Origin of the sequence: Anabaena sp. AL09 (genome assembly GCF_001672255.1) — a bacterium.
GTDB lineage: Bacteria > Cyanobacteriota > Cyanobacteriia > Cyanobacteriales > Nostocaceae > Dolichospermum > Dolichospermum lemmermannii.
On the sequence record NZ_LJOQ01000049.1, the window covers coordinates 1 to 14,156 of the forward strand.

At 37.9% G+C, this 14,156-nt stretch carries 12 protein-coding genes and 1 pseudogene; 8 read left to right on the top strand and 5 right to left on the bottom strand.

Features of this window, described 5'->3' with window-relative positions:
• Nucleotides 1-216: 216 nt before the first annotated feature.
• Complete coding sequence (fdxB, locus tag AN490_RS09725; RefSeq protein WP_213710113.1) at nucleotides 217-510, bottom strand: ferredoxin III, nif-specific; 294 nt, start codon at nucleotides 508-510, stop codon at nucleotides 217-219.
• Nucleotides 511-1,331: 821 nt separating this feature from the next.
• Here fdxB and AN490_RS09730 point away from each other — a divergent pair.
• Nucleotides 1,332-2,918, top strand: coding sequence for a transcriptional regulator (locus AN490_RS09730; RefSeq protein ID WP_213798267.1), 1,587 nt, complete (start codon nucleotides 1,332-1,334; stop codon nucleotides 2,916-2,918).
• Between the two features lie 314 nt (nucleotides 2,919-3,232).
• A complete protein-coding gene (locus tag AN490_RS09735; RefSeq protein ID WP_300002426.1) occupies nucleotides 3,233-3,961 on the top strand; it encodes a hypothetical protein in 729 nt (242 codons plus the stop codon).
• Nucleotides 3,962-4,024: 63 nt separating this feature from the next.
• Here AN490_RS09735 and AN490_RS09740 read toward each other — a convergent pair whose 3' ends face one another.
• Nucleotides 4,025-4,147 (bottom strand): hypothetical protein, encoded by a 123-nt coding sequence (locus tag AN490_RS09740; RefSeq protein ID WP_300002429.1) that lies wholly within the window; start codon nucleotides 4,145-4,147, stop codon nucleotides 4,025-4,027.
• A gap of 85 nt (nucleotides 4,148-4,232) precedes the next feature.
• On the opposite strand from AN490_RS09740, the gene proB reads away from it, so the two are divergent.
• The 3 genes from proB to AN490_RS09755 all read left to right on the top strand — a co-directional run bounded on the left by proB (nucleotide 4,233) and on the right by AN490_RS09755 (nucleotide 7,790).
• Nucleotides 4,233-5,342, top strand: a complete 1,110-nt coding sequence (proB, locus tag AN490_RS09745; protein WP_300002432.1) for a glutamate 5-kinase — start codon at nucleotides 4,233-4,235, stop codon at nucleotides 5,340-5,342.
• A gap of 60 nt (nucleotides 5,343-5,402) precedes the next feature.
• Nucleotides 5,403-6,590 (top strand): FtsW/RodA/SpoVE family cell cycle protein, encoded by a 1,188-nt coding sequence (locus AN490_RS09750; protein ID WP_148763946.1) that lies wholly within the window; start codon nucleotides 5,403-5,405, stop codon nucleotides 6,588-6,590.
• Nucleotides 6,591-6,773: 183 nt separating this feature from the next.
• Nucleotides 6,774-7,790 (top strand): sulfate/molybdate ABC transporter ATP-binding protein, encoded by a 1,017-nt coding sequence (locus tag AN490_RS09755; protein WP_300002437.1) that lies wholly within the window; start codon nucleotides 6,774-6,776, stop codon nucleotides 7,788-7,790.
• A gap of 70 nt (nucleotides 7,791-7,860) precedes the next feature.
• On the opposite strand, the gene AN490_RS09760 is transcribed toward AN490_RS09755, so the two are convergent.
• The 3 genes and pseudogenes from AN490_RS09760 to gatA form a co-directional block, all read right to left on the bottom strand.
• Nucleotides 7,861-8,856, bottom strand: a complete 996-nt coding sequence (locus tag AN490_RS09760; RefSeq protein ID WP_148763948.1) for a protochlorophyllide reductase — start codon at nucleotides 8,854-8,856, stop codon at nucleotides 7,861-7,863.
• Nucleotides 8,857-9,067: 211 nt separating this feature from the next.
• Nucleotides 9,068-9,508, bottom strand: a pseudogene (locus AN490_RS09765) (Yae1 family protein); the annotation flags it as partial.
• A gap of 92 nt (nucleotides 9,509-9,600) precedes the next feature.
• Nucleotides 9,601-11,061 carry an Asp-tRNA(Asn)/Glu-tRNA(Gln) amidotransferase subunit GatA gene (gene gatA, locus AN490_RS09770; protein WP_213718403.1) on the bottom strand — a complete coding sequence of 487 codons (1,461 nt, stop codon included), beginning with the start codon at nucleotides 11,059-11,061 and terminating at the stop codon, nucleotides 9,601-9,603.
• 231 nt (nucleotides 11,062-11,292) lie between these two features.
• On the opposite strand from gatA, the gene AN490_RS09775 reads away from it, so the two are divergent.
• The 3 genes from AN490_RS09775 to AN490_RS09785 all read left to right on the top strand — a co-directional run bounded on the left by AN490_RS09775 (nucleotide 11,293) and on the right by AN490_RS09785 (nucleotide 13,956).
• Nucleotides 11,293-11,685, top strand: a complete 393-nt coding sequence (locus AN490_RS09775; RefSeq protein ID WP_213710117.1) for a hypothetical protein — start codon at nucleotides 11,293-11,295, stop codon at nucleotides 11,683-11,685.
• A 171-nt stretch (nucleotides 11,686-11,856) separates the two neighbouring features.
• Nucleotides 11,857-12,192 carry a XisI protein gene (locus AN490_RS09780; RefSeq protein ID WP_300002442.1) on the top strand — a complete coding sequence of 112 codons (336 nt, stop codon included), beginning with the start codon at nucleotides 11,857-11,859 and terminating at the stop codon, nucleotides 12,190-12,192.
• Nucleotides 12,193-12,324: 132 nt separating this feature from the next.
• The gene (locus tag AN490_RS09785; protein ID WP_300002445.1) at nucleotides 12,325-13,956 is read left to right on the top strand and encodes a hypothetical protein; all 1,632 of its coding nucleotides are present in this window, start codon (nucleotides 12,325-12,327) and stop codon (nucleotides 13,954-13,956) included.
• The last annotated feature ends 200 nt before the right edge of the window (nucleotides 13,957-14,156 follow it).

Sequence of the window (14,156 nt, forward strand, 5' to 3'; positions counted from 1 at the left end):
AACCCCCATTCCCTTGCAGGGAAGGGGGGTAGGGGGGTTAGGTTTTTGGAGATTACTGGTTTGATATAATACTTTTCAAACAACCTCTAAGGGGGGTTGGGGGGATCTCGATTAATTCTGATACTTTTCAAACATCCTTTAATTACCTTGCTGATAAACTTGACAAAAATAACCAGTGTTTTGCAAAACATCACACCGTGAAAATTACCAAGAATGTTATTTATCTAGTGTGTCATGACTGTAACAATTCTTGGAACAAATCCGAGCGCAAGCTTCACAACCAATACAGTTTTCTGGATTAGCAATAACCATTACTTTCCGTTCAACTTCTTCTTCATCTTCATCTACTACAAATTCACCTTCTTCATTCAAAGCCATTAAAGCTAAAACTTTATGACCACAAACTTTCATACATCTGCCACAACCAATACATTTTTCTTTATCTATTTCTTGAGCAAATTTAGGAGTCCAAGCATTACCACCATAAGTCAATCCTGTTAATGTAGCCATGAATAAAACCTCAGCAATTTTAGCTAGATGTTAGTTAATCCTTGAATCTTCATACTAGCCTGAGATTTCATTTTTTCAATCACAAAAATTAACTTTTCATCAAATTTTGATGACTTGCTAAACAATATTATTTATTTTTAATTAGTTCAAAATATTAAATGATATTACTTATTGATAAATTTGGGTAATGTGCTTGGATAAAAAGCTTATTAGTCAAAGGTTTCTAGAATTGTGTTTAAATTTATTTTCTCAATAAAGCTTGATAAATTAGCCTAAAAATATCTTATGTAATAAGAATAATAATCAATTATCAAAGATTATTATTGGCTTAATTGACTTCCTATTTGCAAATATTTTCTAATTAGATAAAAATATTCTCCTGAGAGTATTAGTAAATACAAACTTTAAAAAATCATTTCCTCTATTTTTGAACCATTTTGTTTTCTATTCTTTATTACCAATTACCCATTCCCTCCTATAAGATGTTACTCAAAAACATTTAGGATAATTTATATAGCCCAAACCAAACATTATGACAGTAAATATTCAGGTAAATATTAAGAAATCCTGCCAAGCTCATCCCGAACAATCTTATTGAAATCTTTATGAAAATTATAGTTAATGAAGAAGCAATGAAGCCTAACTTTGCAAAATATAAATAGCTACAAAATCTGGCTTCATTAACCATATCAGTAATTAATCAGGCGAGAAAAATATCTTCTCGTTATAGAGGTAATTTGGTAGCAAGTTATGAATCAATTGGACACATTAAGGGGAAACTTGAGCCAAACATCTCAACGATTAAAGTAGGAACAGTTCCTATGCCGCATATAATTCCTAACAACAGTTGCGTGGGATGTGACAACTGCCGACCCCTATGTCCTACGGGTGCAATCAAAATCGAAGATGATGAATATTGGGTTGATCCTGCCCTTTGTAATAATTGTGAGGGTTATTATTTACAACCACAATGTGTGATTGCTTGTCCAACAAATGCGCCTATACCTACACACGCAAAAAAAGGAAGATGCAAAGTTGAACCACGTGATGCGACTAGTCCAGATTTGTTTTCTAATGGTAAGAATAATCCCTTTGCGTCAGCAATAGTTATTTGGGAAGCTTGTAATTTACTAGCGCAACGAACATCTTTACAATGGGAAAAAAATGAGGAGGGTAATTTACATTACAGTCGCTCAGTTAATCAAGGACGAGGGACAATTTCCTTTCAGATCCAAGACCTATTTCAAGCTAATAACCGCGCTGATAATTTACAAGCAATTGATTATCTAGACATTCGTGCTGCTTGTATCCATCTCATTTTTGCTGCTCAAATCACAGCCCTAGATCAACCTTGGGAAGAAGAATTTACAATTGATGAACGACAAATTGAACAGTATTTGGGCTTAGAAAAACGTAAAGACCTCAGCAAAAGCACCAAACTTGGTTTAATTAAAAACATCGTTTATCAAACTTGTTCTCTCATGGTTTCTATTGACTGGCCGCAACAGGGTAGAGTTCCCAGTTTTTCTATTAAAGATAGTTATCTATGGAATTTGACAGATACTCAGCACCATTTTCAAGAAGATGATCAAGGTTGTAAATATTTAGTCGGACTGACATTTACAGTCAAAGCTGGGATTTGGACACAACATTTCTTCAACAGACAAGGATGCAAAGAACGCACCACATTTTATCAGTATGGCAGTCTTCCCAAAACCCTATTAACCACAGTTATGAGTCTGTGGCAACAACATGAAGGGGCTGTGAGACTTATGCTTTGGTTATTATTTAAAACCAAAATGGGTAGAGAACAAAGGATTACTATTCCTACCTTGCTGCGCGTTGCTTATGGTGAGGAAAAAGTGACTCAAGCTTCTAGACACAGGGAAGAACGTAAACGCCTCCTTAAAGCCTATGAAAATGATTTAGAAGTTCTCAATCATTATGGAGTAAAGCCATTATTTGATCCTGTTACCTATCCCCCAGAAATTCAACCTTTGTGGGCAAAATTAGTTGATATCCCTGAAGATCCAGAGGAAGCTTTAGAATTTTGGATTAATGATGGTAGTGGTGAAAATCGTCTCACAGACAGCGGACCACGTGGTAAATGGAATTTGCTTCTGAATGCCCGAATTTTATCTTTTGAACTCCCTCCAGACTGGGAAAACCGCTCAGAATCAGATAAAAAACAACGTCGCACCACTAAACCCAAAAGTAATCATCAACAAACAGGTAATTTATTGGGGGAACAGGTGACAGAAGGACGTAAAAAAATGAACCTTTCCCAAAGGGAATTAGCAAAGCTGATGGAAAAAAGCCAAAGCTGGATTCGTGACGTGGAAAAAGGTCGTTTAAAAGCGAAACTAGACGATCAAATGCTTCTGAGACAATTGCTAGATATTTCTTAAAATAATTAAGCAATACCCTCGCTATTTTTTGTAGGTTGGGTTAAGCGATAGCGCAACCCAACGCATTTGTTTGGTGATGAAGGATGCCTATAATTACCGTATAAATACGTACTATTTTCGTCGCAACGCGAACAACCATAAATATTAATCAAGGCTTTTTTCAATTTGGCAAAGGTATTGCTTAAATTGTTACCAATGCTCACAACTTAGTTAATTAAACAAAATCAAGATGCAAATTTTGATTTTTCGTGTTAAATGATGAGTATTAAGGAAATTTGTCAAGATGATGGTGTCAATCTTAAATCTAGTGAGGAGTGAACGTGAGTAATATTATTTTTCGTAAAAGTTTTTTAACCTTACCAAGTTTTGCAGCTTTGGTAATTTTAGGGAGCGGACTTTCCGTAAATGCTCAGACAGTTGAGCCAGAAACAATTATTCTTCCCACCCACCAAACATCAATATCCACCGTTGCTACAGAAGAAATAGCCAGTGGAACAATCACACCCATACCAGGAACAGTAGAAACTTCATCAGTTATGCTCAATTCTGGTTCTACAGAAGCCAGTGAAAAAACACAACCATCTAATCGCATCGCACAAAGTCCAATTGGCATAGGTAGAGCCACTCGTGGTGGTAGTAGCTACATCGGTGTTGGTTTCAACGTTGGTGCTTCCGGTGGCTTTTCAGACATAAGTGATGGTAACTTTACTGTCATTAGTAAAATTGGTGTTACCAAAACTCTATCAGTCAGACCATCAGTAATACTAGGATCAAACACAACATTTCTCGTTCCTATCACTTATGACTTGTCTTTTAAATCACCAGATCCATTTACAGAACCTTTACCCATAGCTCCTTATTTTGGATTAGGTGCAGTCATTGAAACAGGCGATAAATCTGAAACTGCTTTGTTAGTCACTGGTGGTATAGACGTACCTCTCAATAGTAGATTAACCGCCACAGCCGCTGTCAACGCTGGGTTTTTTAGTAAAACTGATGTCGGGGTTTTGTTGGGAGTTGGTTATAACTTCCGTGGGTTTTAGAAGATAGGACTAAGCAGAGGTTTAGACCTGCTAGACCTCTGCTGACACCTGAATTCTACTCCTTCACAAGAGAGGGATTGGCGCTGTACAATTTTTTGGTAACAACCGACAACTGACAACTGACAACTGTACGGGCGAAGCATTTGGAGAACTATTTTTGGCAATGACCGATAATTTATCTTCCAAATGCTTCGCCCCTTTTGGCAATGACCGATAATTTATCTTCCAAATGCTTCGCCCCTACTGACAACCAACAACTGACAACTGACAAATGACCAAAACAATCGTTGTTAAAATCGGTACTTCTAGTCTCACTCAACCAGAAACCGGACAATTAGCCCTTTCTAGCATTGCTACTTTAGCGGAAACTCTTTGTGATTTGAGACGACAGGGACATCGAGTAATTTTAGTTTCCTCCGGTGCTGTGGGAGTAGGTTGTGCGCGGTTAGGTTTAACGGAACGTCCCAAAACTATAGCTTTAAAACAGGCTGTAGCAGCAGTTGGACAGGGTAGATTAATGCGTATATATGATGATTTATTTAGTATTTTGCAACAACCAATTGCTCAAGTATTATTAACAAGGGCAGATTTGGTACAGCGTAGCCGCTATCTTAATGCTAATAATACTTTTCAAGAATTACTAGCTTTGGGAGTAATTCCCATTGTTAATGAAAATGATACAGTAGCTGTAGAAGAATTAAAATTTGGAGATAATGATACCCTTTCTGCATTAGTAGCCAGTTTAGTAGAAGCAGATTGGCTGTTTTTATTAACAGATGTTGATAGATTATATTCAGCCGATCCTCGTTCTGTACCTGATGCTAAACCGATTAGTTTAGTTAGCAGTATGCAAGAACTGATAGATTTACAGATTCAAACTGGTGGACAGGGTTCTCAATGGGGGACTGGGGGGATGATGACTAAAATTTCTGCGGCCAGAATTGCGATCGCGGCTGGTATCCGCACAGTCATTACCCAAGGACAGTTTCCCCGGAACATTGAAAAAATTATCCAAGGGGAACTCATCGGTACACACTTTGCACCCCAACCAGAACCAACTTCAGCCCGCAAACGCTGGATAGCTTATGGTTTAATTCCTGGGGGAAAATTATATTTAGATGCGGGAGCGATCGCCGCTGTTGTCAAAGCCGGAAAATCCCTATTAGCAGCAGGAATTAGAGCCGTAGAGGGGGAATTTGATAATCAAGAAGCGGTGCAGTTATGTGATAGTAATGGTCAGGAAATTGCTAGAGGATTGGTGAATTATAATAGTGAGGAATTGCAGAAAATTTGCGGCCGACAGTCACGGGAAATACCAGCAATTTTAGGTTATGAGAAGGCAGATACTGTGATTCACCGAGATAATTTAGTTTTGATTTAAAGCAGGAGTCAGGAGAAGAAAGAAGAAAATTACCAATTACCAATTACCAATTACCAAATTGTGAATCTACTCCGTTTAATCCCAATTTTTGATAATTCCGTTTCTACTTGGGGACTAGAAGCCCGATTATTACGCTGGCTAACATTAACGTGGATGTTTATTGGCTTAATTATCCTCTTTTCCGCATCCTATCCCGTTGCTGATGAACGTCAAGGTGACGGTTTATATTATTTCAAACGGCAAATTCTTTGGGCTATAGCTTCTTTAATTATTTTCAACATCATTGTTAATTTGCCATTGCGGAAAATTTTGGGAGTATCTCATTGGTTTTTAATATTTTTCCTGATGTTAATTTTTCTGACCTTAGTACCAGGATTAGGAAAAAAAGCCTTTGATGCTGCTAGGTGGATATCCATTGGGCCAATTCCTATCCAACCATCAGAATTAATTAAACCTTTTTTAGTTTTACAAAGTGCGACACTTTTTGGAAAATGGGAAAAACTGCGTTGGGGAATTCGTTTATCTTGGCTGGGTGTTTTCGGTCTTGTCCTCTTAGGAATTCTTGCCCAACCTAACTTAAGTACAACAGCACTTTGCGGCATGACAATTTGGTTTATTGCCCTAGCAGCAGGAATACCATATAAATACTTGGGAGGAACAGCCTTTGGTGGGGTAATGTTAGCAATAATCAGTATTAGTATCAAAGAATATCAACGCAAACGCATTATGTCCTTTATGAATCCTTGGGCTGATGCCACAGGAGATGGTTATCAGTTAGTACAAAGTTTATTAGCTGTAGGTTCGGGTCAAACTTCGGGGGTTGGTTTTGGACTTTCTCAACAAAAGTTATTCTATTTACCAATTCAAGATACTGATTTTATCTTCGCCATTTTTTCGGAAGAATTTGGTTTTATTGGCGGTATTTTACTATTACTAATGTTAGCAATATTCGCTACTTTAGGATTAATTATTGCCCTCAAATCCAAAAATCTGACATCTCAATTAGTGGCAATTGGTGTAGTAGTTGTTATGGTTGGGCAATCATTATTACATATTGGCGTAACTACAGGCGCTTTACCAACTACAGGCTTACCTTTACCCATGTTTAGTTATGGTGGTAATTCAATGGTTGCCAGTTTGATATCTTCTGCTTTATTAATTCGCGTAGCGAGGGAAAGTAGTGAAGCCGACGTAGTTCCATTACGAAAAACACTATCTGAAAATCAGACAAGAAGACGATTTTTTTAGTATTGGTATTCCGCGCTTCTTTAAATCAGCAGGATTTTACTCGTGACTCTTGCTGTAATTCAAAATCTCAAATTTGTTAAGTTCATGAATTTTAATGATAACACTGCAAATATTTGTGATATAAATATAAAATACGGTATTCCTACTTAAAAACCGTAGATTATTTGCAGAGGTGTAGCACCAGTGGGTATAGTAGTTGAAAACGTCTCTAAACAATTTGGTAGTTTCCAAGCAGTTGAACAGGTAAATCTGGAAATTCAGAGTGGTTCTCTGGTGGCTTTACTTGGTCCATCTGGATCTGGTAAATCTACCCTATTGCGATTAATTTCTGGTTTAGAAACACCAGATACAGGTAAAATCATTCTGACAGGTAAAGATGCTACTGATCAAAGTGTACAAGAAAGAAATATTGGCTTTGTCTTTCAGCACTATGCCCTATTTAAACATTTAACTGTTCGCAAAAATATCGCCTTTGGCTTAGAAATTCGCAAAGCCCCCAAAAAGAAAATTCAGGGAAAAGTAGAACAGCTATTGGAATTAGTGCAATTAAGTGGATTAGGCGATCGCTATCCTTCACAGCTTTCCGGTGGACAAAGACAACGGGTAGCTTTAGCCAGAGCATTAGCTGTAGAACCCAATGTCCTCTTATTAGATGAACCCTTTGGCGCTCTTGATGCCAAAGTCCGCAAAGACCTACGAGCTTGGTTACGTCGTCTCCATGATGAGGTTCATGTTACCACAGTTTTCGTCACCCATGATCAAGAAGAAGCAATGGAAGTTTCTGATGAAATCGTGGTCATGAATAAAGGCAAAGTGGAACAAGTAGGAACACCCGCACAAATTTATGATCATCCCGCATCTGCATTTGTGATGAGTTTTATTGGTCCGGTGAATGTATTACCCAGTTCTGCCAAAATCTTTCAAAGTAGCGGTTTTGAATCAGCACATCCAGAAACATTTTTGCGTCCCCAAGATATCATCATTGAAAACGTTGCTAATGGAACAACAGTACCAGCTATAGTCAGCAGAATCATTCATTTAGGTTGGGAAATTCAAGTTGAATTAACCTTAGATGATGGACAAGCAATGACAGCCCATTTAACACGGGAACGGTTCGATGAACTAAAATTAGAACCCCAAGAAAAGGTTTATGTTAAACCTAAAGATGCTAAATCTTTTCCACTTTATTATTCAATTTAGGAAACAGGGCAGAGAGCAGGGAGCAGGGAGCAGGGGGAAATTTTTCCCCTTACTACTGACCACTGACCAATTAAATCAGAGATCTTGATTTTTCAGATGCTTTTCCTAATCCTACCAACTGGTAACTAAGATCCCACATCCGCTTGCCTTTTTCTTCGTCTCGTGCTTGGGGAGAAACTTTTTGCCCAAAAGATGCCCGATCTTTCTTTTGACGATTTCCCCAACTCCAATAAATCCCAGATTGTTTGTATTCAGGATCAGCAACTACCATGGCAACGCGCTCTCCTGATAATTCCTCGGTGACAAATCCTCCAGTAATATACCTTTGGAAAAGAGGGAAAATTTTCTGGAAGAGAGGATAGTGATTGCGGAATAAAGCCGTTGTCGCTACACAACCAGGATAGAGAGAACTGAAAGTAATCCCAGTGGACTCATGAAAACGGTTATGTAGTTCCCGCATGGTGAGAACGTTACATACTTTACTATCTTTGTAGGCTTTGACTGGTTCAAATTGCTTACCGTCAATCATTGTAATTGGATTTTGGAAACCCGCTGCAAAACCTTCAAAATTGCCTAAATCTGGACGAGGAGGAATTTTACCACCCAATTCATCTGGGTTGTGGGTAACAGTTCCCAAAATTACCAATCTTTTATCAGCGGCAGGTGATTTTTGTAAATCTGCCAGCATCAAATTACACATCAGAAAATGTCCGAGGTGATTTGTGGTAACGGTTAATTCAAATCCTTCGGGAGAAAATAACGGTTCTTTGATTAAAGGCATATAAATGGCAGCGTTGCAAACCAAAGCTTCCACGGTTTTGCCAGTCGCTCTGAAATTGTTGACAAACTGTCGAACGCTTTCTAAAGAGCCTAAATCAATTTGCATGAGTGTATAGCTATTTGCAGGCATTCCGACACTCTGGGCAGCTTTCTCGGCTTTGATTAAATCACGACAAGCCATAATAACGTGCCAGTTTCCTTTGTCAACGAGAGCCTTGGCTGCTTGCAAACCGACTCCAGAAGAAGCACCTGTGATGATTGCTGTTGACTTACGATTTTGTTCCATCTGTTGTCCTTTAACTATGCGTTGATTCAAAATCAGTTTATATGATTTTAATGATCTCATACTTTTGAAACTTATATAATAATGCTCAATGAGTAGTGAACAGAATGTAATCAATCATAGATAATAACGATAAATAAACACATTTTCAAAACCTAAATGCAGGGATTTAGCATTCCTAAACCCCTAATCCTCTCCTCTGACTGTACTATTGTTATGCGAATTTAGCTAATAACTCCTCACGAGATAATTGTAGAAGTAAAGGAGTAAATTCTTCTCTACTCATGGCAATTAGAGGATTGATAATTCTTTGTAGCTGAGGATCAATTTGACCAAAACGCACTTGCAGGATACTTTCAATCATAGCGTGTCGTTCTCTTTCTACACCTGCTTGGAGTCCTTCTTGTCGTCCTTCCTGAAGTCCTACATGAATTCCTTCCTGAAGTCCTTCTTGTCGTCCTTCTTGTCGTCCTTCTTGTCGTCCTTCTTGTCGTCCTTGTTTTTTCAGTTCTTCTAATTGTTGCTGATAAATTTCCGATAATTTCATAATCAACTCCTGATCATCTTTATCAATATCTTGTTCTTGACGCTGACGAGCCGATAACACAGCAATTAGGTTATGTACTAATTGTATAATATCCGCGAGAAAAGGACTAATACAGAAATATTAATTTAACATTCTTTGGATCATGATGATTCCTATTGAGAATATAGGGGTTGACGATGTAAACCCCTACAACTGACAAACTAAGCCATTTTAGGTTTTTGTAAATGCCAATTAGTTGATTGTTCATAGGCATAAGCTACTTGAAAAAGTTGCTCTTCTCCTAGAACTTTACCAACTATTTGTAGTCCAATGGGTAAACCTTTACTATCAAAACCACAGGGTAAACTAATCCCTGGTAAACCAGCTAAATTAGCAGGAATAGTCATTAAATCATTTAAATACATACTCAAAGGATCAGTAGTTTTTTCTCCGGCTCGAAATGCGGTGGTAGGTGCAGTGGGAGAAATTAAAACATCTACTGTTTTAAAAGCTTTTTCAAAGTCTTGTTTAATGAGAGTGCGGACTTTTTGTGCTTTCAAATAATAGGCATCATAATAACCAGCAGAAAGGGCATAAGTACCAATCATAATCCGGCGTTTGACTTCCGCCCCAAAACCTTGAGAACGAGTTTTGGTATACATTGATAAAAGATTGTCCGCATCAGGGGAACGCAACCCATATTTAACGCCATCGTAACGCGCCAAGTTAGCTGATGCTTCCGAGGGGGCGATAATGTAGTAAGTTGGTAAACCATAGCGGAAACTGGGACAGGAAATCGGATGAATTTCCGCACCTAATTCTTGCAGTTGTTCAATGGCTTTGGTGACAGCGGCTTCTACTTCTGGATCTAAACCTTCACCAAAGGTTTCTGTAATCACACCAATTCTCAATTTCTTCCTAACTTTGAGATCCGGTTTTAAACTAGCCGCATAGTTAGGAATGGCAACTTTGAGACTGGTAGAGTCTTGAGGATCATAACCAGCGATCGCACTCAATAATATAGCCGCATCTTCCACACTCCGTCCAAATGGTCCAATTTGATCTAGAGAGGAAGCATAAGCCACCAAACCATAACGGGAAACTAACCCATAAGTAGGTTTCATACCCACAACACCGCAGAAGGACGCAGGTTGCCGAATTGAACCCCCCGTATCCGAACCTAGAGAAACCACGCATTCATCGGCTGCTACCGCTGCTGCTGAACCACCGGAAGAACCACCAGGAACACGGGATAAATCCCAAGGATTAGCAGTAACTTGGTAAGCGGAGTTTTCTGTAGAACTCCCCATGGCAAACTCATCTAAGTTGGTTTTACCTACCATGACACCCCCAGCATCAGCTAGTTTTTGGGTAACGGTAGATTCGTAAGGTGGCACGAAATTTTCCAAAATCCGCGAAGCGCAGGTGGTGACTATCCCCTTGGTACACAAATTGTCTTTAATGCCGATAGGAATCCCCGCTAAGATGCCAATTTCTTCTCCCGCAGCGACTTTTGCATCTACAGCTTGAGCTTGTTTTAAAGCCTGTTCTGTCGTGACAGTGAGGAAACTGTGCAGTTTTGGTTCTAACTCTTGAATCCGATTTAATGCTTCTTGGGTAATTTCAACGGCAGAACGTTCTTTACTGATTATCTGTTCGTGCAACTCGCGGATGGATGCCATAATTGTTCTCTTTAAGGAATCAAGTCATTGATTTTAGCATTTCCAGGGCTGATGCAACTGGCATATTAGTATGGTGCTTCAGACAGCATAAATCCTGTTAATAAAGGAATTTTTGATATCTGACGCATCCTACAACTTAATTTTTTACTATGAAAGCTAAAATATTGTTATGCAAGCACGAGTAAGTTACAATAATCACCATAAACAGAGTTTACAGGACTAATAATAGTAATGACTAAAAAATTAACTGGACTAGAAATACTTAACGACAGCGACAATATAGTAGCTGTTCTTGTTTATATAACTAATCAATCTATCGAGATCAAAGATATAATAATTGACTCTGAAATCAACGAATTAGAAGATATTGAAGATACAGCACTTTCTAAATGGGGAATGGTTGACATTACTGAAGAAATAGAATATGAAAAGCTATATATTTTTGCCAAAGTGGCTGTTGGACCAAGAACCAAAGATTATGCTTATTGGTCTGCTTATGAAGCTGAAATGGATTTTGAGACAATCAAAGAAAGTGTACAAACGGTAATTGCTTTGCAAGCCGAATCAAAGAAAGAAAGCGAACACAAACAGCAAAAGTTATTTAACTTAGATGATTACTTATGAAACGCTGAGTTCATTCGCAGGCGTTTTTAAGTGCGATCGCTGATCTCGTAGGTTGGGTTAAGGAACGCAACCCAACATCAATATTGCTGTTATTGATATTTGTTGGGTTTCATTTTATTCAACCCAACCTACAGTGCTTGTTTTTAATTCTGATGCTGAGAGGATTACCCAATGGATACCTTAGATAACTATCGCCGGATTATTAAAGAAGTGTTAATACCTTATACACAAATTCCTTACTCCTATGGAGTGATTGAATGTAAAACAGTTTTTGATAAGGAAAATGATAGTTATTTGCTAATAACTATTGGTTGGGATGGTGCAAAAAGAATTCACGGTTGCTTAGTTCATCTCGACATTATTGATGGCAAAATCTGGGTACAAAGAGATGATACAGAAGATGGTGTTACTTATGAATTAGAAGCTGCGGGAATTCCTAAAGATAAAATTGTTTTGGGTTTTCACCCACACAATGTTAGGCAACATACGGGATATGCTGTAATTTAAGTATAGATCCATCACATTACTTCTGTTAATCAGTATCGTATTTGCTCAGACGGTTTTTGCAGACTCAATCACGTTTTTGGGTGTTATTCTGGTTGTTTTATTAAAGACTTCAATAATATAGAAATCTCAGTTATGGACTCGTTCTACATTGAACAGTGGGAAATATGGTACACATTCTCAACTTACCTTAAAATCCATATAAGCAACTTAGAAATAGTAGCTAAGTTGCTGGTTGATTTTGAAATTGCAGATTGTTCTATAATGTCAAATGGTGAAACATTTTGTCGAACTGATAATGGCGTTATATCAGGCAAAACAGTCCTTGAGTTATCGGGTGACTTAAAAAAAGTTTCTGCTGAATTCAAGACAAATTCTATAGAAACGGCAGAGTTCACTCGATATGCGCGCAAAACATGGCTAATTGGAGTTCAATTTCTTTACGGTGAAGCTCGACAAATCTCTCAAGGTAGAGAACTCCCAACACCACATCTTCGAGCATTTCTGAAACCGATTCGTCTAGTCAAGAAAGAAGAGAGAATTACTAGCCTTCATCCAGTTATTATTCTCTACCAAAGTGGTGTTCTACTTATTGAGTTTCGTATGATAGCTCCAGATAATTCTGTAGAGATTAGTGATTTTATTCGCAACTATGTCAACATACAGCAATACGATTATGACTATGCTATGGTTCCAACTGCTATTAGTGTTATGGCTCCAGAAGCTTATCAATATTATACTAATCCTCCAACTAACATATTTCAGAGGTTGAATATTTTAAAAAAGAAGAAAAATCAAAAAAGAGCATTCCAGATATTAGCTAAAAATGTCGAGTTCGGCGATTTTGAATTTGAGTCAGCACCGCTTTTTAGCACAGAAAATAAAGAGACTATTACTTCTGTAGCACAGACTTTATTTACTATCGTAGGATTCATCACTAAAAACCCTATTTCCTCTGTTAACTTCTTATTGAAAGGAGTCTCAGAATTGCCAGAAATAGGAAACTACTGGATTGGTAGACCTCATATTCACTTAGTCCAGCATAGTAATCAATTAGATAGTTCTTCTAAAAACGAAGAGTCAAATAAGGAATTTTTTGGCAGAATACTATCCCGTGTTCCAGAAGCACAGGGAGATTTTTCAATCTATCTACCATTAGATGCTCGTAAATTCGAGGACTATTCTGCCTACATTACATCAGTAGCGACACTATGGGTGTGGTCTAAAAATGGGTTAGAAAATCAAAAGCAATGGATGGATATGAATAGAGGCAACTTAATATATGAGCATCAAGTTCAGATTGAATTACTTGAATACGGTTTCATACTGCATAAAAGTCTCATTGAGAGGTCAAACACACTCAAGCAATATTCAGATATTCTAGCCACAAGAAGAGATTTGGTTGATTTAAAATCAAAAATGCTTGAAACAACTCCATATGGTGAAGTCAGAGATCTGCTCTCTAAAGGTTGGGAACAGATGAATTTGGAAGCAATACAGAGCCAAATTTCTGAGAATCTGTCAATCCTGGAGAGCGAAATTAAGCTTATTGAATCTAAGCAGAGTGACAATTTCAGGATTTTCCTAACAGTATTTGGGTTGATTTTCTCTGCCTCTTCGGCAAAGTCCGTAGTTAATCCTTTCTGGAAAGCTCTTGATTTATGGTTGCCACCAAACGGAAACTGGGCTGATCTTTTGTTGGTTGGTATTTCTGCTATGCTTGTTATATTTTTCGTCGTCTTACTAAGGCGTTTTGTTTACCGATAATATATTGAGTTATGGTGCGATCGCCGATCTCGTAGGTTGGGTTAAGGAACGCAACCCAACATTAATATTGCTGTTATTGATATTTGTTGGGTTTCATTTTATTCAACCCAACCTACAGTGCTAGACCGATTATGTCCCTAATTGTAAAAATATCGGTAACATGAAGGCTTTAATCAAGTTATGAGATTAAAAAAATAGAT